General features: G+C 53.4%; 20 protein-coding genes, 1 pseudogene and 1 riboswitch. Of the genes and pseudogenes, 19 read left to right on the forward strand and 2 right to left on the reverse strand.

The features are described 5' to 3' along the window. The first annotated feature begins 54 nt into the window (after positions 1 to 54). Both EVJ33_RS01590 and EVJ33_RS01595 read left to right on the forward strand, forming a co-directional pair. Positions 55 to 885: a hypothetical protein gene (locus EVJ33_RS01590; protein WP_131433834.1), complete on the forward strand. Its 831-nt coding sequence runs from the start codon at positions 55 to 57 to the stop codon at positions 883 to 885. Further along, positions 882 to 1,817 (forward strand): FUSC family protein, encoded by a 936-nt coding sequence (locus EVJ33_RS01595; protein ID WP_131433836.1) that lies wholly within the window; start codon positions 882 to 884, stop codon positions 1,815 to 1,817. Before EVJ33_RS01590 ends, EVJ33_RS01595 begins: the two co-directional genes overlap by 4 nt. Before the next feature lie 402 nt (positions 1,818 to 2,219). On the opposite strand, the gene EVJ33_RS01600 is transcribed toward EVJ33_RS01595, so the two are convergent. Then, positions 2,220 to 3,908, reverse strand: coding sequence for an Rqc2 family fibronectin-binding protein (locus EVJ33_RS01600; protein ID WP_131433838.1), 1,689 nt, complete (start codon positions 3,906 to 3,908; stop codon positions 2,220 to 2,222). Positions 3,909 to 4,039: 131 nt separating this feature from the next. On the opposite strand from EVJ33_RS01600, the gene gmk reads away from it, so the two are divergent. The 14 genes and pseudogenes from gmk (at position 4,040) to EVJ33_RS01665 (ending at position 17,909) form a co-directional block, all read left to right on the forward strand. Then, positions 4,040 to 4,687, forward strand: coding sequence for a guanylate kinase (gene gmk / locus EVJ33_RS01605; RefSeq protein WP_201739650.1), 648 nt, complete (start codon positions 4,040 to 4,042; stop codon positions 4,685 to 4,687). Further along, complete coding sequence (gene rpoZ / locus EVJ33_RS01610) at positions 4,687 to 4,896, forward strand: DNA-directed RNA polymerase subunit omega (RefSeq protein ID WP_113928938.1); 210 nt, start codon at positions 4,687 to 4,689, stop codon at positions 4,894 to 4,896. Before gmk ends, rpoZ begins: the two co-directional genes overlap by 1 nt. 59 nt (positions 4,897 to 4,955) lie before the next feature. Continuing rightward, positions 4,956 to 6,146 carry a bifunctional phosphopantothenoylcysteine decarboxylase/phosphopantothenate--cysteine ligase CoaBC gene (gene coaBC / locus EVJ33_RS01615; RefSeq protein WP_131433842.1) on the forward strand — a complete coding sequence of 397 codons (1,191 nt, stop codon included), beginning with the start codon at positions 4,956 to 4,958 and terminating at the stop codon, positions 6,144 to 6,146. Further along, positions 6,143 to 8,467, forward strand: a complete 2,325-nt coding sequence (gene priA, locus EVJ33_RS01620) for a primosomal protein N' (protein WP_131433844.1) — start codon at positions 6,143 to 6,145, stop codon at positions 8,465 to 8,467. The genes coaBC and priA overlap by 4 nt, the downstream gene beginning before the upstream one ends. Positions 8,468 to 8,478: 11 nt before the next feature. Continuing rightward, positions 8,479 to 8,910 (forward strand): annotated as a pseudogene (def, locus tag EVJ33_RS15725) (peptide deformylase); the annotation flags it as partial. 39 nt (positions 8,911 to 8,949) lie between these two features. Next, positions 8,950 to 9,864 carry a methionyl-tRNA formyltransferase gene (gene fmt / locus EVJ33_RS01625; RefSeq protein WP_330857551.1) on the forward strand — a complete coding sequence of 305 codons (915 nt, stop codon included), beginning with the start codon at positions 8,950 to 8,952 and terminating at the stop codon, positions 9,862 to 9,864. Position 9,865: 1 nt separating this feature from the next. Beyond that, on the forward strand, positions 9,866 to 11,194 hold the full coding sequence (gene rsmB, locus EVJ33_RS01630; RefSeq protein ID WP_131433848.1) for a 16S rRNA (cytosine(967)-C(5))-methyltransferase RsmB: 1,329 nt from the start codon (positions 9,866 to 9,868) through the stop codon (positions 11,192 to 11,194). 2 nt (positions 11,195 to 11,196) lie between these two features. Next, positions 11,197 to 12,282: a dual-specificity RNA methyltransferase RlmN gene (gene rlmN / locus EVJ33_RS01635; RefSeq protein WP_131433850.1), complete on the forward strand. Its 1,086-nt coding sequence runs from the start codon at positions 11,197 to 11,199 to the stop codon at positions 12,280 to 12,282. Between the two features lie 8 nt (positions 12,283 to 12,290). Then, complete coding sequence (locus EVJ33_RS01640; protein WP_131433852.1) at positions 12,291 to 13,025, forward strand: Stp1/IreP family PP2C-type Ser/Thr phosphatase; 735 nt, start codon at positions 12,291 to 12,293, stop codon at positions 13,023 to 13,025. A gap of 5 nt (positions 13,026 to 13,030) precedes the next feature. Continuing rightward, positions 13,031 to 14,968 (forward strand): Stk1 family PASTA domain-containing Ser/Thr kinase, encoded by a 1,938-nt coding sequence (gene pknB, locus EVJ33_RS01645; protein WP_131433854.1) that lies wholly within the window; start codon positions 13,031 to 13,033, stop codon positions 14,966 to 14,968. A 44-nt stretch (positions 14,969 to 15,012) separates the two neighbouring features. Continuing rightward, entirely contained in the window at positions 15,013 to 15,897 is an 885-nt protein-coding gene (gene rsgA / locus EVJ33_RS01650; protein ID WP_131433856.1) for a ribosome small subunit-dependent GTPase A, read from the forward strand. Between the two features lies 1 nt (position 15,898). Beyond that, the gene (gene rpe / locus EVJ33_RS01655; RefSeq protein WP_131433858.1) at positions 15,899 to 16,555 is read left to right on the forward strand and encodes a ribulose-phosphate 3-epimerase; all 657 of its coding nucleotides are present in this window, start codon (positions 15,899 to 15,901) and stop codon (positions 16,553 to 16,555) included. Between the two features lie 19 nt (positions 16,556 to 16,574). Next, positions 16,575 to 16,676, forward strand: a riboswitch (TPP riboswitch). Between the two features lie 73 nt (positions 16,677 to 16,749). Continuing rightward, entirely contained in the window at positions 16,750 to 17,322 is a 573-nt protein-coding gene (gene thiT, locus EVJ33_RS01660) for an energy-coupled thiamine transporter ThiT (protein WP_131433860.1), read from the forward strand. Next, a complete protein-coding gene (locus EVJ33_RS01665; RefSeq protein ID WP_131433862.1) occupies positions 17,322 to 17,909 on the forward strand; it encodes a thiamine diphosphokinase in 588 nt (195 codons plus the stop codon). Before thiT ends, EVJ33_RS01665 begins: the two co-directional genes overlap by 1 nt. Positions 17,910 to 17,967: 58 nt before the next feature. On the opposite strand, the gene rpmB is transcribed toward EVJ33_RS01665, so the two are convergent. Next, positions 17,968 to 18,156, reverse strand: coding sequence for a 50S ribosomal protein L28 (rpmB, locus tag EVJ33_RS01670; RefSeq protein WP_015881349.1), 189 nt, complete (start codon positions 18,154 to 18,156; stop codon positions 17,968 to 17,970). 253 nt (positions 18,157 to 18,409) lie between these two features. On the opposite strand from rpmB, the gene EVJ33_RS01675 reads away from it, so the two are divergent. The 3 genes from EVJ33_RS01675 to sdaAB all read left to right on the forward strand — a co-directional run bounded on the left by EVJ33_RS01675 (position 18,410) and on the right by sdaAB (position 21,212). After that, a complete protein-coding gene (locus EVJ33_RS01675; protein WP_016509701.1) occupies positions 18,410 to 18,772 on the forward strand; it encodes an Asp23/Gls24 family envelope stress response protein in 363 nt (120 codons plus the stop codon). A gap of 22 nt (positions 18,773 to 18,794) precedes the next feature. Next, positions 18,795 to 20,486, forward strand: a complete 1,692-nt coding sequence (locus EVJ33_RS01680) for a DAK2 domain-containing protein (protein WP_131433864.1) — start codon at positions 18,795 to 18,797, stop codon at positions 20,484 to 20,486. Between the two features lie 63 nt (positions 20,487 to 20,549). After that, positions 20,550 to 21,212: an L-serine ammonia-lyase, iron-sulfur-dependent subunit beta gene (sdaAB, locus tag EVJ33_RS01685; protein WP_131433866.1), complete on the forward strand. Its 663-nt coding sequence runs from the start codon at positions 20,550 to 20,552 to the stop codon at positions 21,210 to 21,212. Positions 21,213 to 21,219: the final 7 nt, after the last annotated feature.

Consider the following 21,219-nt stretch of genomic DNA (forward strand, 5'->3'; position numbering starts at 1 on the left):
CATGGCATACTGAACGTGTTAGAATAGGGAAAGCAGTCAACAAAGGAGATATGTATGGCGTATTCTAGAATGAAGGGAAAATCCTTGAAAGCCCGCTTTCAAGCCATCCCGGAACATCGTAAAATCGCGTTCGGACTCGTCCTCACCGTCTTGCCCCTCATTTTTTTCTTGAATTTATTCATATTCAGCCACGTGTTGGCACTTGGGGACACGTACGAAGACCGATACCAAATGAAAAGGCTTCGACTTGAGACGGCGCATGGCAACGTCGAATTTGTTCGGAGCACAAATGAGAAGGTTCAGATTGACGTGTTGCAGACGAATTCGAAAGAGCGGCGCATCAAAGTCAAATCGGTCGGCGACACGATATCGGTTGTCGAACGATTCGGTCAACTGAGTCAATTCGGCAGTCGTGCGAGCGATGAGCCGTCCCGTTACAAAATTCGCGTCGCTTTGCCGAGCTCGATGACGTCGATTGATGTCGAGGCCGGGCAAGTGACGGGGCAAGGATTGATTGCTAAGACGATTGTCTTGGAAGCGAATTCAGTCAATGTAAAGAAACTTGAAAGTGATCGACTTCGTGTCGAGACGCGGAGCGACGCGACACTAGAGACCGTCCGTGTCGTCACGGGCGACATCCGTTCGTATCGTGATGCGACAATCCGTGACGTCGTGGTCAACCAAGCACTGACCGTCCAAACGGAGGCCGGATCACTCACGTACGAGCCACGCAACGCGACCGGACAAGTAAACGTCAGCACATCCGGCACCGTGACGGCGTCGAAGCGGTTCAAGGAAATCGGGGATGGTGTGTACCATCTGTCGAACTCGAACCGGCCGAACATCGAACTCATTTCCGAGACAGGAAAGGTCGAGCTGAAATGATCAACAAACGTTACATCCCTAAAGTTGGGCTCCGGACTTTGAAGACGGGGATTGCCGTCGCCATTACGATTGCCTTGTCGTGGTACGTGTTCGGTATTTATTCGGGCATGGGGGCGATCGCGGCCGTCGTCGCGATGCAACCGACCGTGAAACGGTCATCAAACATCGTCTTCAGCCGAATCTTCGGGACGATTGTCGGACTCATGTGCGGTCTTTTGATCGTCTACGCGTTCGGGGTCAACCCAATCTCGATCGGGCTCGCCGTCATCGTCGCGCTCACACTCAACACGACGTTCGATAAGACGCACATGTCGACGTACGCGGCGTTCGCAATCGTACTCATGCTCGAGAATCCGACGACCGACTTCTTCCATTATGCGTGGACCCGTTCACTCTTGACGGCTGTCGGTGTCTTCGTCTCCCTCGGGGTGAACTATGCGTTCCTGCCGCCTCGTTATGAAGATCGGTTGCTCAGTGAGATTCGAAAGACATCGGCCTACATGTTCCATCATTGGCGTGAACTTGTCGGTTCCCCGTCCGAACTCCTTGAGACACGGGCCCGCATCCTCGGTCATCAGGAGCTGCACATGATGCTCCAGGAAGACATGAAAGTGACGAACGTTAAACTGAAGCATTTGACGATTAAGCAGTACCGTCTATTGATTCATCTTGAAGACAAGCTCGTCTTGTTGCTTGAGAGTCTTGCTGAACACCGCGAGGCACTATTATTGATGGGCGAAGAAGAACGCCGGGCGTTCGAATCCGAATTTTTATATCTTCTCGCGCATCATCACGACATCCTCTATACGTGTGATAAGCCATATTCGTTGTTCACGTTGCCACACGAGGATTTATCCGTTTCTGAAATCTTACACGGGCACTTGCTCGACTATCATGAACAGCTCGAAGCGTTCAAACATAATCCGAAATGAAGCAAGGCCCCGTCGCACATGACGGGGCCTTTACTTGTTGTCAATATAAGTGGACATGTCATATCTACACATGCCTTTGCCGGCACCCTCCGTTCCTGGGGCGATGCGGATGCCTCCGCAGTGCTCGCCGCACTTTACGGGGTCACCCTTGCATCGCTATCCCCTAGGAGTTCGGGTGCCGGCTTTGACATGTGTCTGCTCGCCTGTCGATCAGACGTGTGCCAATCCTTTCGTTCGTCCGCCGGCGCCCCGACTCCTGCAGGAAAGCAACCCAACGGAGACCCAGCAGCGACATTGAGTCGCGATGCGGCTCCGGGGTTGCCTGCGGAAAGCGTGGGCGCCGAGAGGGCGAGTGCCCATGGACTAACAAGAAAAGACCACGTCATGTGACGTGGCCTGAACTCATTGCTGGAGTGATTTAACGAGCCGCTCATCCGGAGTGACGTACACCGTCTGCTGATCCGTATAGATGACGAATCCAGGTTTGGCGCCGCTCGGTTTTTTCACGTAGCGTGCTTTCGTGTAATCCACCGGCACACCACTCGAGGCACGGGCCTTCGAGAAGTAAGCGGCGACGGTCGCCGCTTCGAGCAATGTCGTCTCGTCGGGCTCGCTCGAACGGATGATGACGTGGGATCCAGGAATGTCTTTCACGTGCAGCCAAATCTCATCACGACGGGCGAACTTGAACGTCAAATGATCGTTTTGCGTATTGTTTTTCCCGACGAAGAACTCTGTCCCCGTCGACGACATGTACGCTTCGAGCGAAATTTTCTTCGTCTGCTTCTTCTTTTGACTCCGTTGTTTCATGTAGCCGCCCTCGGCCAACTCTTCTCGAATCTCGACGATATCGGCCGGTGAGGCGACATCGAGCTGGGCGACGAGCGTCTCTAAATACTGAATCTCGGCGTCGTTCAATTCGATTTGTTTTTGTACTTCGATTTTGGCGACTTTCAACTTGTTGTATTTTTTATAGTACGCTTGCGCGTTCTCGTTCGGCGTCTTGAGCGGGTTGAGCGGAATGTCGATCATGCCGCCTTCTTCGTCGTAATAGTCGACGACGTGAGCGACGGTCATCCCTTTCTCAAGTTGGAACAAATACGTCGTCAACAGTTCTCCGTATTTTTGTAACTCGTCGGACCGTTCCGTCGCCAACAAATCGTCGAGCAGACGCTTCCGCTTCAACACGTTCTTCTCGAGCTCGGACTTCAGGAGACGCTCGACGTCATGCGCTTGTTGTTTGACGCGGTCGCGGTTCGCTTTCTCATAGAAGAAGCGGTCGAGCACGTCCTTACTCGTCTCGTAGCGTTCTTCGGCGGAAATCTCGCCTGACGTGAGGACGATCGGACTGAAGCGTTCTTTGCCGGAAGCGAGTTGTTGGAAGACGAACGGGCCTTTAAGGTCGGCCATCACACTCTTGAACGCCTCTTCGATGCTCGCCCGGTTCGGGAGTTTGGCCCGATGAACGATCTCTTGCGCGATTTGCGGGCTGAGTCCGGCGAAACTGGCGACGAGTTGTTTATCAAGTTTTCCTGAGTTCCAATCGATTCGCTTCAAGCCGGCCTCACGTTCCGTCAACGGGTCGCACTTGTCTTGGGCCGGTGGCAGTAGGTACTCGCTACCTGGCATGATTGTCCGATACGTATTCTGTGACGGCGGCAGGTGCTTAATCGCATCTAAAATCTTGTCGTCCTCGTTCGTCAAGACGACGTTTGAATGACGTCCCATCAGTTCGATATACACTTTCTTGTTCTCTTCGTCGCCGAGCTCGTTTCGTGAGCGGATCGATAGGACGATGACGCGGTCACGTCCGACTTGTTCGATCGCCGTGATGAAGCCGCCTTCGATATGTTTGCGGAGCATCATACAAAACATCGGCGGTTCTTGCGGGTTCTTGGTCGGGTTATCCGTCAATTGGAGCCGCGCGTACATCGCGTTCGCCGAAACGAGCAATTGGACGCTTTGGCGGTTCGAGCGGACTTGAATCATCAAGTCGAGGGAATACGGTTGGTGCACGCGATTGATGCGCCCCCCGACGAGTGCTTGTAATTCTGTTACGACACGATATGTCATTAATCCATCATATGCCACTAGTCTCATCACCTTTGTTCTTTTTCTGTCTCTACGTTATCAGATTCATGGAAAATATGGTACGATGAAGTAGGAAATCCGAACTTCTTCTTGCCGGAACAATTGATTGACTGCTATTATAATTAAATGTGATGTTAGAAGATGGAGGTCTTGCAGTGAATTTTAAAGAACGAGGATTATTAATCGTCTTGTCTGGTCCGAGCGGTGTCGGAAAAGGTACAGTGTGCCGGGTGCTCCGTGAGGAAGAAGGCAACAACCTTCAATATTCGGTCTCGGCGACGACCCGGAAACCGCGTGAAGGAGAAGTGGAAGGCGTACATTACTTCTTTAAGACGAGAGAACAATTTGAAGACATGATCGAGCACGATCAACTGCTCGAACACGCTGAATTTGTCGGCAACTATTATGGGACACCGGTTGAATGGGTTCGTGAGACACTCGAGAGCGGAAGAGACGTCATCCTCGAGATTGAAGTCCAAGGCGCTTTCCAAGTGAAAGAGCGTTTCCCAGAAGCGGTCTTTTTATTCTTGGCTCCGCCAAGCTTGCAAGAACTACGCAACCGCTTAGTCGGTCGAGGCACGGAATCGGAAGATGTGATCAAGCAACGCTTGCTCGTCGCCCGGGAAGAAATTGAATTGATGGATGCATACGACTACGTCGTTACGAATGATGAAGTGGACAAAGCGATCGACCGTATCAAAGCGATCGTGACAGCCGAGCATTGTAAGCGTGAACGTGTCGCATCTCTCTATAAAAAAGCCATGATGGAGGTCATTTAATGTTATACCCTTCGATTGATGCCTTACAACGTATCATCCCGTCGAAATACACGATCGTGACGGTGGCCGCGAAGCGGGCCCGCCAAATTCAGGACGGAAAAGCAGCGAAAATCGCCGTGCCAAAATCGTATAAGCCGGTCGGTCAAGCGCTAGAAGAAATATTCTCGGGTGACACGACAATCATCGTGAACGAAAAGAACAACGGATGAATTGTGACCCAAGTCGGATGCGACTTGGGTCTCATTGTCTATAAAGGGGAGAAAAGGGAATGTTGAACGATCGGAATATCTTGCTTTGTGTGAGCGGCGGCATCGCGGCGTATAAGGCGTGTGCCCTCACTTCGAAACTCGTGCAAGCCGGGGCGAACGTGCGCGTGGCGATGACCGCCTCAGCCGAGGAGTTCGTGGGAAAGGCAACGTTTCAGGCGCTCAGCCGCAATCCTGTATACACCGACGTGTTCGAAGAGCACGACCCGACCAAAATCGCCCATATCGACGTCGTCGACACGAGTGACTTGATTGTCGTCGCGCCTGCCACAGCGAACATGATCGCGAAACTTGCGGCCGGTATTGCTGACGATTTCATCACGACTTCGATTTTAGCGGCGAAATGTCCTGTCATCGTCTCACCGGCGATGAACGTCAATATGCTTGAACATCCCGCCACACGCCGCAACATCGAGACGCTCAAAACGTTCGGCTATCAAATCATCGAGCCGGGCGTCGGCAATCTCGCTTGCGGTTGGGTCGGTGGGGGACGTCTTCCAGAACCAGAAGACCTCGTCCGGATCATTGAGAGCCAGTTCGTCCCGAAACATCTGCTCGGGAAGCGGGTGTTGATCACGGCTGGTCCGACGGTCGAGCGCATCGACCCGGTCCGGTTCCTATCGAACGACTCATCGGGCAAGATGGGCGTCGCGCTCGCCGAGGCGGCCCGTGACATGGGGGCGTATGTCACGCTCGTTCATGGACCGCTTCAAGTGCCGGTACCGGACGGGGTGACCGCCATCGCTGTCGAATCGGGGACGGATATGCTCGAGACGGTGCTCGCGCGCTTCGATGACCAAGACCTCGTCATCAAATCGGCCGCCGTCGCTGACTATCGTCCGAAGACGGTCCATACCGAGAAACATAAAAAAGTACACGGTCCGTTGACGATCGAGCTCGAAGAGACGACGGACATTTTAAAGACGCTCGGAGCGAAGAAGACGCACCAGATCCTCGTCGGCTTTGCGGCGGAGACGGAGAACCTCGAGCAACACGCCCGCGATAAAATCGCCCGCAAGCGTGTCGACTACCTCGTCGCGAACGATGTGTCACAACCAGACATCGGTTTCCGCTCCGACGACAATGAGGTCATGTTGTTCCGCGCGGACGGAGCCCATGTCCGCTTGCCTCGTCAAAGCAAACGAGAGCTCGCCGTTGAATTGCTCACTCATTTTAAGGAAGATTTACGATGATCGCACATGTCCACGTCGATGCGCCCGTCATCACGATTGATCGCCCCTTCGACTATGAAGTGCCGCCCCAGTTCGAGACGTTGATCGAACCAGGCATGCGCGTCTCGGTCCCGTTCGGCTCACGACGCCTGCTCGGGATCGTGACTGGTGTCTCGGAAGGGACGCGTGAAGGCTTGAAGCCACTTGAAGCCCTATTAGATGAAGAATCATCTCTGACGGACGAGTTGCTCGACTTATCGACACACGTGAAAGAGACGACGCTCTGTTTCCGTTCGTCGGCGCTTCTCGCCATGCTTCCGGCGGCTTTAAAAGTGAGTTACGACAAAGAGATTAAAGGGGAGACGCTCCCGGATGGAGTCCGAGCTGGCACTCATCTCTCGGAATATCCGAAAGAGACACAGTCCATCATTTTGGCGCTCGCCAAAAAAGGGGACATCCTGCTTGCGCCGGTGTTAAAAGAAAAACGAACGGTCAAGACGGACCTCGTCATCGAGCTGATCGATGCGAGTCTCGTCCCGGCCCGAGCGAAGAAACAGCAAGAAGCGATTCAGTTGCTAAAGGACGTACCCCGCATGTATTGGTCATCGTTGCGTCAAATCGGTCTATCGCGTGCCCAACTTCAAAAAATGGAGACGCTCGGTGCCATCAACGTGACCGAGGTCGAACTGAACCGTGACCCGTACGCCACGATTGAACAAGTCATCGAGACGGTTGAACTGAATGACAGCCAAGCGATGGCCGTCCATGCCATCCGTGACGCCGACGCAGGGGAGACATTGCTCCTGCATGGCGTCACCGGAAGCGGGAAGACCGAGGTCTATCTGGAAGCGATTGGTCAAGTCGTCGATGAAGGAAAACAGGCGATTTTGCTCGTGCCGGAGATCTCGCTCACACCGATGATGGTCAAACGGTTCAAACGTCGTTTCGGAGACCGTGTCGCCGTCCTTCATAGCGCCTTATCGCAAGGTGAGAAATATGATGAATGGCGGAAAATCAAGCGACGTCAAGTCGATGTCGTCGTCGGGGCACGTTCGGCCATCTTCGCCCCGCTCGAGAATATCGGTCTGCTCATCTTAGATGAGGAGCATGAGACGACGTATAAGCAAGAAGAGAACCCACGCTACCATGCGCGGGACGTCGCGATTTGGCGGGCCCATTATCACGGGTGCCCGGTCGTACTCGGGAGTGCGACGCCGTCACTCGAGTCGTACGCCCGTGCTCAAAAAGGTGTGTACCACTACTTGCAATTGAGTGAACGATACGGAGGCGAGATGCCGCCGGTTCATATTATCGATATGCGGCGTGAACTTGCCAAAGGGAACACGACGATGTTCTCGGAAGATTTATTTGTCGCCATCAACGACCGAATCGCCAAGAAAGAGCAATGTGTCATCTTGCTCAACCGTCGCGGGTTCACGACGTTCGTCATGTGCCGCGACTGTGGGGAAGGACTTACCTGTCCGCACTGTGCCGTCAACTTAACGTACCATCAGCACGGTGATCGTCTCAAATGCCACTATTGTGGTTACGAGATCGGTATGCCGTCGAAGTGCCCGACCTGTGACAGTAAAAAAATCAAACAGTTCGGCACCGGTACACAAAAGATTGAGACCGAGTTGTTGAACCGCATCCCTGAGGCGCGAATTATCCGGATGGACCAAGATACGACGTCTCGGAAAGGCTCGCACGAGCAACTGCTGAAACGTTTTGAGGATGGGGAGGCGGACATCTTGCTCGGTACGCAGATGATTGCCAAAGGACTTGACTTCCCGAACGTGACACTCGTCGGGGTGCTCGCGGCAGATGCGACACTCGGCATGCCTGATTTTCGGGCGACCGAGCGCACGTTTCAGCTCGTGACCCAAGTTGCCGGTAGAGCCGGTCGAGGAAGTTTACCGGGCGAGGCATACGTGCAGACGTATAACCCGGACCATTACGTCATCGAGACGGCGAGTGAGCACGACTACGAATCCTTTTTCGCGCGCGAGATGCAACTTCGTCAAGTCGGCAACCATCCGCCGTATTGGTACGTCACGCTCGTCACATTCGCAGCGGAGAGCCCGCTCGTCGCCCAAGCCGAGGCTGAGCTGTTCGCCTCCGATTTCGTCGAGGCGCACGTGGCCCAATCACGACTGAACGGGCCGATGCCGGCGCCGCTGTCAAAATTAAAGAATTTGTTCCGCTATCAGTTGTTCATCAAGACGAAACATCCTGAGGCGTTATATCCAGTCCTCGCCGCACTGCAACAAGCACGGGCGAAGGCGATCAGCAAAAAAGAATATCAATTGAGTATCGACGTAAATCCATACGTATTCATGTGAGGTGGAACCAGATGTATAAAGTAGTAGAGATCCCAAATGAGATTTTACGGGTCACGTGTGATCCGGTGACAAAGTTTGATAAAAAATTGCGCCAGACGGTCGACCGCATGTTCGACACGATGTATGAGTATGACGGTGTCGGCGTCGCCGCCCCGCAAGTCAACTTGAACCAACGACTCGCCGTCGTCCACACGGATGATGAGACCGGTCCACTCGTGTTGATCAACCCAGAGATTATCGAGACGTCGGGAACCGAGATCGGCCTTGAAGGCTGCTTGAGCATCCCGGGCGAGTTCGGGTTCGTCGAACGGCACGAGACGATCGTCGTCAAGACGCAAGACATGAAAGGCCGTTACCAAGAAGTGAAGGCGAGCGGTTTCTTCGCCCGGGCGATTCAACATGAAATCGACCATTTGGACGGGGTATTGTTCACGGACAAGCTTGCGGTGCCGGAAAAGGGGACGGACCAACGCATCGTCTTCATGGGCACGCCAACGTTTGCCGTATCCGTACTTGAGCGCTTGCTCGAAGAAGGATACAATGTCGTAGGTGTCGTCTCGCAACCGGATAAGCCGGTCGGACGAAAACGCGAACTAAAACCGACGCCGGTGAAAGAATGTGCTTTGCGCCACAATATCCCGGTGTTGCAACCTGAAAAGGTACGGACCGATTATGCGGATATCTTGGCACTCGAGCCGGATGTGATTGTGACGGCAGCTTACGGGCAAATCGTCCCGACTGAACTACTCGAAGCACCGAAGCATGGGGCTATCAATGTACATGCCTCGCTCTTGCCGAAATATCGGGGGGGCGCCCCGATTCATCAAGCCATCCTTGATGGGGATAAAGAGACGGGTGTGACAATCATGTACATGGTCGATAAACTCGATGCCGGCGATATGATCGCCAACACGGTCGTCCCGATTGAAGAATTGGATACGGTCGGCACATTGTTCGACAAGCTCGCGGTCGCAGGGTCGGACTTGTTAATCAAGACGCTTCCCGCTTTCCTCGCCGGTTGGATTGAAGCTGTGCCGCAAGACGAGCGTGACGTCACGTTCGCACCGAACATCAGCCGGGAGCGGGAACAGATTGATTGGACCCGGTCCGGCGCAGACATTTATAATCAGATCAGAGGGATGAATCCGTTCCCGACGGCGTATACGACGATTGCCGGAGAACGGGTCAAACTGTTCTTCGGGTCAAAGACGACCGGGACGGGTGAACCAGGAACGATTGTACGACTTGAAGAAGATGGGTTTGTCGTCGCGACAGGCGACACGGTCGCTATTAAAGTGGTCGATTTGCAACCATCTGGTAAAAAACGGATGGACGGGGCCACGTTTATGCGTGGGGCCGGCCAAAAGTTACAAGTCGGCGATCGACTAGGAGGATAATATGAACGTACGAGTAGCAGCGCTTGATACGCTAATCAAAATCGAACAAGGCGGCGCCTATTCGACGATTGCGGTCAACGATTTATTGAAACAGAAGAGATTGGCGACGAAAGATGTCGGTCTATACACGGAGCTCGTCTACGGGACGCTCGGTCGGAAACGGACGCTTGACTATATTTTAGAGAAGCGGGTCCAAAACCCTAAAAAATTGGACAAATTCGTCTTGCCACTCTTACGGATGAGCGTCTATCAACTATTTTATCTCGACAAAATCCCGGATCGTGCCGTCTTGCATGAAGCAGTCGAGATCGCGAAAAAACGGGGCCACTCGGGAACCGGAAAATTCGTCAACGGCGTCTTGCGCAACGTCATCCGGGACGGTTTCCCAAATTTGAGTGCGTTGCCGGACGCTGAACGGATTGCCATCGAACATAGTCATCCCGATTGGCTAGTTGCTGAATGGGTCGAGACGTATGGCGTCGAAGCGACCGAGGCGATGTGTAAACTGAACAATGAGCCGGCTCCGGTAACGGTGCGGGTCAATAGCCAACGTGTCACCGTTGACGAGATGATGGAACGGCTCGCCGAAGTCGATGTCGTTGCCAAACGGTCGGAACTATCAGCGGACGGTCTCGTCATCGAGTCCGGAAACGTCCACGCGACGGCGTTCATCGATATGGGCTTGTTGTCGATTCAGGACGAGAGCTCGATGATTGTCGCTGATGCGCTTCAAGCCGGGAAGACAGAACGCGTACTCGACGCGTGTGCTGCCCCTGGAGGAAAAGCGATGCATACGGCCGAACGAATGGACGGCGGAACGCTCGTCGCCCTCGACTTGCACCCGCATAAAGCGAAGTTGATTGAACGTCAAGCGAAGCGTCTGCATATCGATGGAGTGACCGCACTTGCCCTCGATGCCCGCCAGGCCGGGGACAAATTTGAACCGGAGAGCTTCGATCGGATCTTACTCGACGTCCCATGTTCGGGACTCGGTGTCATCCGTCGCAAGCCAGACATCAAATGGACAAAAGACAAATCTGCCCTTGCCGGACTGCCGAAAGTCCAACGTGAAATCATTGACGCTGTCTTGCCACTGCTTAAACGAGGTGGTACGCTAGTGTACTCGACATGTACCATCGATCCGACTGAGAATGAACAGCAGGCCGATTACATTTTGTCGAACGGATTGACGTGGGATGAGACACTCCAAGACCGTCTTCCCCAAGTATTGCGCCCGATGGTGTCATCGGACCGCGCTGAACTCAAATTACTCCCGACGTCGTTCGGAACGGACGGCTTCTATATCGCCGCATTCAAGAAAGAGGTATAAACATGAATCCAAAAGCAGTTGAAAAAAATCCATTGGTCGGTGCCAAGCCGTCCCTCTATTCCCTCACGTATTCTGAACTCGAACAGTGGCTCATCGAGGCAGGAGAAAAATCGTTCCGCGCGAAACAGTTATATGACTGGATGTACGTCAAGCGTGTGACATCGTTCGACGATATGACGAACGTCTCTAAACCGCTCCGCGAGAAATTAGACGCGTCATTTCAATTGACGACGTTAAAAGAACTCGTCCGTCAAGAGTCACAAGACGGCACAATCAAGTTCTTGTTCGAGCTCCAAGACGGGTATTCCATCGAGACGGTTCTCATGCGCCATGAGTATGGCAACTCGGTCTGTGTCACGACGCAAGTCGGCTGCCGCATCGGTTGCACGTTCTGTGCCTCGACGCTCGGCGGTTTGAAACGTAACTTAGAAGCCGGCGAAATCACGGCGCAAGTGCTCGACGTGCAACGCGCGCTCGACGCGAGCGGCGAACGAGTCGACTCTGTCGTCGTCATGGGAATCGGCGAACCGTTCGACAACTATGACGAATTGATGCGTTTCTTGCGCACGGTCAACCACGACGATGGTTTGAACATCGGTTCACGCCATATCACCGTGTCGACGAGCGGGATCGTACCGAAAATCTACAAGTTCGCCGATGAAGGGATGCGCATCAACTTCGCCATCTCACTTCACGCACCGACGACAGAAATCCGGACGCGTCTCATGCCGATCAACCGTGCTTACAACTTGGACAAGTTGATGGAAGCCGTCAACTATTACACAGAGAAAAGTGGTCGCCGCATCACGTTCGAATACGGTTTGTTCGGTGGCGTCAACGATACAGAAGAACATGCCCATCAATTGGCTGACTTGTTAAAAGGCGTCAAATGCCACGTCAACTTGATTCCAGTCAACCACGTGCTCGAGCGCGACTACGTCCGCACGCCACGTAAACAAATTTTTGCCTTTGAAAAAGTGCTCAAAGATCGAAAAGTGAACGTGACGATTCGTCGCGAGCAAGGTTCGGATATCGATGCGGCTTGTGGGCAGCTTCGAGCGAAGGAGCGCGAACAAGAAACGAGGTAATCAGGAAGATGGAATTAGCATACCGAACCGACCGCGGGCAAGTGAGGGCGCAGAACGAGGACGCCGTCTTGATTTTAGGAGACGAGCGTGCCGGGATCGCTCTCGTGGCCGACGGTATGGGAGGACATGAAGCCGGAGAGGTTGCGAGTCAGCTTGTCATCGAGCAGTTTCGCCGTGCCTTTCCGACGCTTCCTGCCTCACCGATGGAGATGGAAAATTGGTTCCGCCACAATGTGGAACTGGCCAACGAGCAAGTGCTCGACTTCTCGAAACAAGCGAATCTGCTGATGATGGGGACGACGATCGCCGGTGTCTGTTGGCACGACGAGACGATCGTCATCGTCCACGTCGGGGATAGTCGTGTGTATGCCTTGCGTGAGGATAAGCTCCAACAATTGACGGAAGACCATTCTTACGTCAACGTGTTGAAGCAACTCGGAGAATTGACCGAGGAAGAGATGCGTGTCCACCCGAAACGTAACATCATCACCCGTGCGATCGGCTCGAAGGAACATGTCGAACCCGATCTGCAAGTGTTTGCCGAACCCGAGTTTGATACGATTTTAATCTGTACGGACGGCTTGACGACTCATTTGACCGATGACGAGATCAAACAAGTTTTGGAACGTCCCGTCTCGGCGGACGTCAAGGCGGATCAATTGATCGATCAAGCCAACCGTTTGGGCGGAAGTGACAACATCACTGTTGCCCTCGTCCAGTTCACAGATAGAAAGAGAGGATGAATCCGATGCGAAGTGGAGAACGAATCAACGATCGTTATCGGATCGAACAGCAAATCGGCAACGGCGGCATGGCAAATGTCTACCGGGCTCACGATGAGATTTTAAACCGAACCGTCGCCATCAAAGTGTTGCGATCTGAATTCTCGCATAATGAACAATTTATACGCCGGTTCGAACGAGAAGCCCATGCGGCGGCGAGTCTGAACCATCCGAATATCGTCGCCATTTACGACGTCGGAGACGAACGCGACATCTATTACATCGTCATGGAACATGTCGATGGGATGACGCTAAAACAATATTTACAAGAAGAGTACATATCTGTCGACGAGGCGCTCCGCATCATGGGACAGATTTGTGATGCGATCGATCACGCCCATGCGAATCGAATCATTCACCGGGACATCAAACCACAAAACATGATGATCGATCAAAGCGGCAACGTCAAAGTGACGGACTTTGGAATTGCGGTGGCCATGTCTAACGCTACGTTGACCCACACGATGTCGGTGCTCGGGTCGGTCCACTACTTTTCTCCAGAGCAAGCACGCGGAAAGTTCGCCGATGAGAAGTCAGATATTTATTCGCTCGGCGCCGTACTCTATGAACTCGTGACCGGTCGGGTACCGTTCATCGGCGAGACGCCGGTCGCTGTCGCGCTGCAACATCTGCAAGATGATCCGATTCGACCGATGGATTTGAACCCGAACATCCCGCAAGCGCTCGAGAACTGTATCATGCAGGCACTCGCGAAGTCACCGGGCGCACGTCACGCCTCGGTCGCCGCATTCAAGAAGGATTGCATGACAGCACTCGATCCGGAACGTGCGAATGAACCGAAGCGATCGAATGCGGAGCAAGATGCGTTTGATCAGACGCTTGTCATGGCGCCTGTCGTGCCGGATGAGCCGAACGCAAATGAGGCGCCGGAACAACCGGTCGCAACAAGTGAACCCGTGAAAGACAAACCGAAACGGAAAAAGAAGTGGTGGCTCTGGATCCTACTCGCTCTCCTGTTGATCGGTGGCGGAATCGGGGCGTATGTCATCGCCGATGAGATGTCCCGTGCCGTCGTCCCAGATGTCGTCGGAATGACGAGCGACGAGGCGACGACTGAGCTTGAGACGGCCGGTTTTGTCGTCGAGGCGACCGAACGGGCGAGTGATAACATTGCCGCCGGGGACGTCATCTCTCAGACTCCGCAAGCCGGTCGGAAGCCGAAACGCGGGACGACCGTGATGATTGTCGTCTCGGCCGGAAAAGAGACGGTCGAGATGCCAGACGTGGAAGGATTGTCCCAGTCGGCGGCCGAACGGACGCTCAAAGACCTAGATTTCACGGACATTGAGATTCAGTCGGAGGCGTCCGAGACGGTCGATAGTGGAGATGTCATCTCCCAATCGATCGCCCCAGGTAATGAAGTCGTTCCGTCTGAAGAGACGGTGACGCTCGTCGTCTCGACGGGCAGCAATAAAGTCGAACTCGCCAACTTGGCGGGCTATACGTTCGAGGAAGCGACGACGTATGCTGAGCAAAATAGCTTGAAAATCGTCAAACGTGACGAGTATTCAACGAGCGTTCCTGCGAATCAAATCATCCGTCAACTCCCGACGGCCGGTACGGCAGTCGATCCGGGGACGGAACTGACCGTCATCGTGTCACAAGGGGTCGAACCGACCGACGTCTCGATCGAGCGGGAAGTCAACGTCGAGATCGAACCGCCGCCCGAAGGGGAAGAGGCTGAAGCGCTCGAAGTCGTCATTCGGACGGTCGATGCCCGTGGCGAAGTCGAAGTGTTGCGTGATAAGATAACAGAGACGACGACATACTCGTACACACTCGTCATCGCACCGGACGAAGTCGGAACCGCGACGATTGAAGTCGATGGGGAAGTCGTACGGACGGATACGGTGACGTACGCACAAGCAAAAGATGCACAATGAAGAGGTGGCGCGCGCGTCGCCTCTTTTTCTAAGGAGGGAATGGAATGAAAGGTACGATCATTCGATTACAAGGCGGATTTTATGACGTCATGACAGAAGAAAAACAAGAGATTCGCTGTCGCGCCCGCGGCAATTTCCGCAACCGGAACATCTCGCCTGTCGTAGGTGATGATGTCGACATTCAAGACCAAGAGGACGGCACCGGTTATATACTGGCCGTCGATGAGCGGTCGAACCATCTCGTCCGCCCGCCAATCGCCAATATCGATCAAGCGTTTTTACTGTTTTCCGTGAAAGAGCCGGCGTTCTCATTCCATCTGCTTGACCGTTTCCTCGTCTTGATCGAGTCGAAGCAAGTCCATCCGATCATCGTCTTGACGAAGATGGACTTGTTGACGGAATCAGAACGGAAGCCGATTCACGAAGCAGCGACCTTATACCGCTCCATCGGCTATGAGGTCATCGAGACGTCGACCGAGGATGGGTCGGGGATTGAACAAATCCGTGGTTCGTTCAAAGACAAGACGAGCGTATTCGCTGGACAGACGGGCGTCGGGAAAAGTTCGCTCTTGAATGCGGTCGCGCCTGAGCTTGAACTTGCGACCGGGAAGATTTCGAAGTCGCTCGGCCGAGGGAAGCACACGACGCGTCACGTCACACTCATCACACTCGCTGACGGACTCGTCGCTGACACGCCTGGTTTCTCGAGCCTCGAGTTCCCGGTCGAACTCGAAGTCGAGGAGATGCGGTGGTGTTTCCCTGAGTTTGTCGAGCGGCATGATGACTGCAAATTCCGCGGCTGTGCCCATTTGAACGAGCCGGGCTGTGCCGTCAAAGCGGCTGTCGAAGCTGGAGAAATCGCTTCCACCCGTTATGAGAATTATGTTACGTTTATGGCAGAGTTAAACGATAGACAACGGAGGTACTGACATGATTAAAATTGCACCATCGATTTTAGCGGCGGACTTCGCCAATCTAGAATCAGAAGTGAAGGCGGTCCAAGAGGCCGGAGCGGATTATATCCATTTTGATGTCATGGATGGACAGTTTGTCCCGAACATCTCCATCGGGCTACCGGTGCTCGCGAGTTTACGAAAAAAATCGGACATGGTACTTGATGTCCATCTGATGATCGATCAGCCGGAGCGGTTCGTCGAAGATTTCATCAAAGCCGGGGCGGATATCGTCACGGTTCACGTCGAAGCGACGAATCACTTGCATCGCGTCTTGCAACAAATCAAAGCGGCTGGCGCCAAGTGTGGCGTCGTCTTGAATCCGCATACGCCACTCTCGTCGATTGAACACGTGCTCGGTGACGTCGATATGGTGCTCCTTATGACGGTGAACCCTGGCTTTGGGGGCCAGAAGTTCATCGAATCGGTCGTCCCGAAAATTGCGGCGCTGAATGAGATGCGCCAAGCCCGTCGTCTCGACTTTGAAATTGAGATTGACGGCGGCGTGAACGCGGACACGGCAAAACTATGCATCGATGCCGGGGCTGACGTGCTCGTGGCCGGGTCGGCCATCTATAATGAGCCGAGTTACAAAGAAGCCATCGATAGCATTCGCAACGCATCTCGTGTATAATCGACCATAGAACAACAAATATTGTCGCAAGGGGTGTCACATTCTGTGGCTGAGAGGCATCACGCTAACCCTTTGAACCTGTTCCGTTCACACGGACGTAGGGATGTGGCGAAAATGCACGTTGCTACACGATAGCAGCATGGCGTTTACGTCATGCTGCTTTTTGTCGTTCACTCATATAAGGAGGGAATAAAATGAAACAACGTTTAAAATTACAGGCGCTCATCGAAATTTCGCTGTTCGCCGCACTCGGTTTGATTTTTGATTTACTCATCCCGTTCCGGATGCCGCAGGGCGGATCAATCAGTCTGGCGATGTTGCCGATCTTTGTGATGGCGTACCGCCACGGCTTAAAAGGCGGACTTGCGACGGGGGCGCTCGTCGGGACGCTTCAATTGATGTTTGGGGCCTACATCTTCACACCTGTCCAATTCCTGCTCGATTATACGTTTGCTTACGGTGTCGTCGGTATGGCTGGACTATTCGCCGGACAAGTGAAACGAGCCGCTAAGGACGAGGCAAAAAAGACACTCATCATCTATTTGGTGCTCGGGGCGCTCCTCGGCTCACTGCTACGCTACGGTGCCCACGTCGTATCGGGGATTGTCTTCTTCGCTGAGTACGCGGAAGGACCGGTCGTGGCTTACTCATTCGCCTATAATATGACGTATATGCTCCCGTCATTCCTCGTGTCGGCCGTCGTTCTTGTCCTCTTGTTTGTCTCGGCACCACGTTTTGCGACACTCGCGACCCGGGACGTCCGCTAATGCGCGTCTTGATCGTAGCGGCGAGCCCGGAATCGATCCCGAGCCTCCCGATTGATGTCGATTATGTCATTGGCGTCGATGGGGGTTATGAGACGCTATTAGACCGTGGGCTGAATCCGGACCTCGTCGTCGGCGATTTTGATTCCTTCACGGGCGAAGTGCCGATCGACGCTGTCCGTTATCCGTCTGAAAAAGATGTGACCGACCTTGAAATCGCGCTTGAGGCGGCCCGGAGCCATGGGGCGACGGAGATGCTCGTCTACGGCGCTCTCGGTGGACGGCTCGATATGACGCTCAGCAACATCGGTTTGCTCGAGGCGTATCCCGAGATGCGTCTCATCTCAGCAGGGCAAATGGTGCGACTCGCGGGGACGGGGCTCTATGGACTCCCGCGCCAAGACGATCACTATTTGTCGCTCGTACCGTGGAAGCGGGCGAACGTCACCATCCGTGGCGTCAAATATCCGCTCGACCATCACGAGATCGTGAGCCATGAGGCGCTCACGATCTCGAACGAGTGGGCCGACGAATCAGCGGACTTGATTGTGCACGAAGGCATGGTGCTTGTGCTGTATGTCAAAAAATGAACACAAAAAAATCCCATCGGCGAATGCCGCTGGGATTTATTTCGTTCGTGTATAAAAATTATACGCGTTCAACGAGACCTGATTTAAGAGCGCGAGCTGAAACCCAAACTCGTTTAGGTTTACCGTCAACGAGAATACGAACTTTTTGTACGTTTACACCCCAAGTGCGTTTTGTCTTGTTGAGTGCGTGCGAACGGTTGTTACCTGATTTAGGTGATTTACCTGTTACGTAGCATTTACGTGCCATGCGTTTCCCCTCCTTTTTTATGTGGGTTCGTCCTAATAGACACTCGTTTATATTAGCACGGGTTTTTTCACGATGCAACTAGAAAATCATAGGATGACAAGAAAAAAACTTGACATTACTGGAAAGGATTTTAATAATGAATGAGGGTTACGGCTACAATTGACCGAGTTTATGGAGCAGGTTCTTTTAATAACTAGGTACTTATTGTAGAATGTAGTGAAGGAATCATTCCGAATAAAGGAGGCTACTCCATATGGCAATTGAAATGAAGACAACATATGGCAATATTGACATCACGAACGACGTGGTCGCAACACTCGCAGGCGGTGCGGCGATGGAATGTTTCGGCGTTGTGGGAATGGCGTCTCAAGCTCAATTGAAAGACGGGATTGCAGAACTATTGAAGCGTGAAAACTACGCCCGAGGCGTGGTCGTACGTCAAGATGGAGAAGACGTACATATCGACATGCACATCATTGTAAGCTACGGGACGAAAGTGTCGGAAGTCGCATACAACGTGCAAAGCCGTGTGAAATACACGCTCGGTGAAACTTTAGGATTAAACGTTTCGTCGGTAAACATATTCGTACAAGGCGTTCGTCTGACGAATGACTGACGAGAACGAAGGAGGATTTGGTGTGGGTTTAAAACGTTTAGATGGATTGGTGTTCGCGAACATGGTCGCGAACGGTGCAGCCAACTTGAGCCAGAATGCGGATTATGTAGATTCGCTTAACGTCTTCCCGGTGCCGGACGGCGATACGGGGACGAACATGAATTTGACGATGACATCGGGTGCGAAAGAAGTGGCCGCACTCAACTCGGCGAATATCGCTGATGTCTCATCGAAGTTTGCACGCGGTCTCTTAATGGGAGCACGTGGGAACTCGGGTGTTATTTTGAGCCAATTGTTCCGTGGCTTCGGTAAAGCGATCGAAGGAAAGACAGAAGTGTCGACAGTCGATTTCGCCGAGGCGTTGAAACGTGGCGTCGATACGGCATACAAGGCGGTTATGAAACCGGTTGAAGGAACGATTTTGACGGTTGCTCGTGAAGCGGCCGACGAAGCGCTCCGTGCTTCAGAGTCGACGAGCGACTTCAACGAGTTCATGGAACGCGTGATCGTGGAAGCAAAAGCTTCACTCGAGCGGACACCGGACTTATTGCCTGTCTTAAAAGAAGTCGGCGTCGTCGATTCGGGTGGTCAAGGACTGCTCGTCATTTATGAAGGGTTCCTCGCAAGCCTTGAAGGCAAAGAACTCGAGAAACCACATGCACCGGTCATGGATGCGCTCATCGAAGCCGAACATCATGCCCACGCCGCGCAAGGATTCATGTCGACCGAAGACATCGAGTTCGGTTATTGCACGGAAATCATGGTCCGTTTCCAAGACGTCAAGTTGAAGGATGCCCCGTTCAATGAGGATGCGTTCCGCAACGAACTGTCTGAACTTGGGGACTCACTCCTCGTCGTCGCAGACGAAGAGTTGCTCAAAGTCCACGTTCACGTCGAAACACCTGGTGACGTCATCACGAAAGGGCAGCGCTACGGCGAGCTCGTCGCTGTCAAAATCGAGAACATGCGTCAACAGCACTCGACGATCTTAGAAGAAGAGCACGGTGCCAACCAGCACGGCGTCCAAACGGCTACTTCGACGGCTCCGAAGGCAAAAGTGCCATATGCGATCGTCACAGTCGCGATGGGTGAAGGTGTCAGCGACTTGTTCCGTTCACTTGGGGCGGCTCACGTCATCGAAGGCGGTCAGACGATGAACCCGTCGACGGAAGACATCGTCAAGGCGATTGAAGCGGCCAACGCGGACCACGTCTTCATCTTCCCGAACAACTCGAACATCATCATGGCTGCCGAACAAGCGGCATCGGTCGCACCTTGCGGCGTCTCGGTCATTCCGACGAAGACGGTGCCACAAGGACTCGCGGCAGCAATCGCATTCAACCCGGAAGCGGATGTCGACACGAACGAAAGCGTCATGAAGACGGCGGCAAGTGCCGTCAAGTCTGGTCAAGTGACGTATGCGGTCCGTGATACGAGTATCGATGGTGTTGAAATTCGTAAAGATGACCATATGGCGATTGCTGAGAAGAAAATCGTTGCCTCATCAGGTTCGAGCCTCGAAGCGGCGAAGAGATTAGTCGACGCTCTTGTGGATGCCGACGACGAGATCATCACGATCTTGACGGGTGAAGGTTCGTCCGCAGAAGACGTCGAGGCACTCTCGGCTTACATTGAGTCGAAGAACGACGAAATTGAAATCGAAGTTCACGACGGGAAACAACCGCTCTACTCCTACATTTTTAGTGTGGAATAAGCTGTAACTCAGCCCTACCTTCTGTATAATGAAGGTAGGGTTTTTTTGAAAGGGGGAAATGCGATGAAATATCGCAGTGTGTTTGATATCATCGGACCGGTCATGGTCGGTCCATCGAGTTCGCATACGGCCGGAGCCGCGCGCATCGGCCTCATGGCTGGGAAGTTGTTCGGGCGGACGCCACGGCTCGCGCACGTCACGTTTTATGGGTCGTTCGCCGATACGTATCGGGGGCACGGCACCGATGTCGCCATCGTCGGCGGCATCATGGGCTTCGATACGTTCGATTTGCGCATCCCGCAATCGCTTGATATCGCGAAAGAGCGCGGCATCGAGGTCGTCTTTGAGACGAGCGACGCGCTGACGGATCATCCGAACACGGCTCGCGTCCGGCTAGAAGACGAGGACGGCACGTTTGAAATCGTCGGGATTTCAATCGGGGGTGGGACGATCGAAATCACCGAGTTGAACGGATTCCCACTCAAATTGTCTGGCGGCGGACCGGCACTTGTCGTCTTGCATCACGATCGCTTCGGGGCGATTGCGGCCGTGACAGGTATTTTGGCCAAATATGAGTTAAACATCGGCCATATGGAAGTGAGCCGTCATGAGAAAGGCAAACAGGCGCTCATGGCGATTGAGATTGATGACCATCTATCAAAAGACGTGTTAGCGGAAATTGAGCGGTTACCTCAAATCGAACGGGTAGCCATCTTTGGGGAATAAGGAGACA

Origin of the sequence: Exiguobacterium sp. SL-10 (assembly GCF_004337025.1) — a bacterium.
Classification (GTDB): Bacteria; Bacillota; Bacilli; order Exiguobacteriales; family Exiguobacteriaceae; genus Exiguobacterium.

What these genes read in the sequence shown, in the direction of transcription:
- pknB (WP_131433854.1), top strand. Translation starts at nt 13,031, where the DNA reads ATGCGAAGTGGAGAACGAATCAACGATCGTTATCGGATCGAACAGCAA.
- rsmB (WP_131433848.1), top strand. Translation starts at nt 9,866, where the DNA reads ATGAACGTACGAGTAGCAGCGCTTGATACGCTAATCAAAATCGAACAA.
- rpoZ (WP_113928938.1), top strand. Translation starts at nt 4,687, where the DNA reads ATGTTATACCCTTCGATTGATGCCTTACAACGTATCATCCCGTCGAAA.
- rlmN (WP_131433850.1), top strand. Translation starts at nt 11,197, where the DNA reads ATGAATCCAAAAGCAGTTGAAAAAAATCCATTGGTCGGTGCCAAGCCG.
- rpe (WP_131433858.1), top strand. Translation starts at nt 15,899, where the DNA reads ATGATTAAAATTGCACCATCGATTTTAGCGGCGGACTTCGCCAATCTA.
- EVJ33_RS01665 (WP_131433862.1), top strand. Translation starts at nt 17,322, where the DNA reads ATGCGCGTCTTGATCGTAGCGGCGAGCCCGGAATCGATCCCGAGCCTC.
- priA (WP_131433844.1), top strand. Translation starts at nt 6,143, where the DNA reads ATGATCGCACATGTCCACGTCGATGCGCCCGTCATCACGATTGATCGC.
- coaBC (WP_131433842.1), top strand. Translation starts at nt 4,956, where the DNA reads ATGTTGAACGATCGGAATATCTTGCTTTGTGTGAGCGGCGGCATCGCG.
- EVJ33_RS01675 (WP_016509701.1), top strand. Translation starts at nt 18,410, where the DNA reads ATGGCAATTGAAATGAAGACAACATATGGCAATATTGACATCACGAAC.
- EVJ33_RS01640 (WP_131433852.1), top strand. Translation starts at nt 12,291, where the DNA reads ATGGAATTAGCATACCGAACCGACCGCGGGCAAGTGAGGGCGCAGAAC.
- rsgA (WP_131433856.1), top strand. Translation starts at nt 15,013, where the DNA reads ATGAAAGGTACGATCATTCGATTACAAGGCGGATTTTATGACGTCATG.
- EVJ33_RS01595 (WP_131433836.1), top strand. Translation starts at nt 882, where the DNA reads ATGATCAACAAACGTTACATCCCTAAAGTTGGGCTCCGGACTTTGAAG.
- sdaAB (WP_131433866.1), top strand. Translation starts at nt 20,550, where the DNA reads ATGAAATATCGCAGTGTGTTTGATATCATCGGACCGGTCATGGTCGGT.
- EVJ33_RS01590 (WP_131433834.1), top strand. Translation starts at nt 55, where the DNA reads ATGGCGTATTCTAGAATGAAGGGAAAATCCTTGAAAGCCCGCTTTCAA.
- thiT (WP_131433860.1), top strand. Translation starts at nt 16,750, where the DNA reads ATGAAACAACGTTTAAAATTACAGGCGCTCATCGAAATTTCGCTGTTC.
- gmk (WP_201739650.1), top strand. Translation starts at nt 4,040, where the DNA reads ATGTTAGAAGATGGAGGTCTTGCAGTGAATTTTAAAGAACGAGGATTA.
- fmt (WP_330857551.1), top strand. Translation starts at nt 8,950, where the DNA reads ATGGGCACGCCAACGTTTGCCGTATCCGTACTTGAGCGCTTGCTCGAA.
- rpmB (WP_015881349.1), bottom strand. Translation starts at nt 18,156, where the DNA reads ATGGCACGTAAATGCTACGTAACAGGTAAATCACCTAAATCAGGTAAC.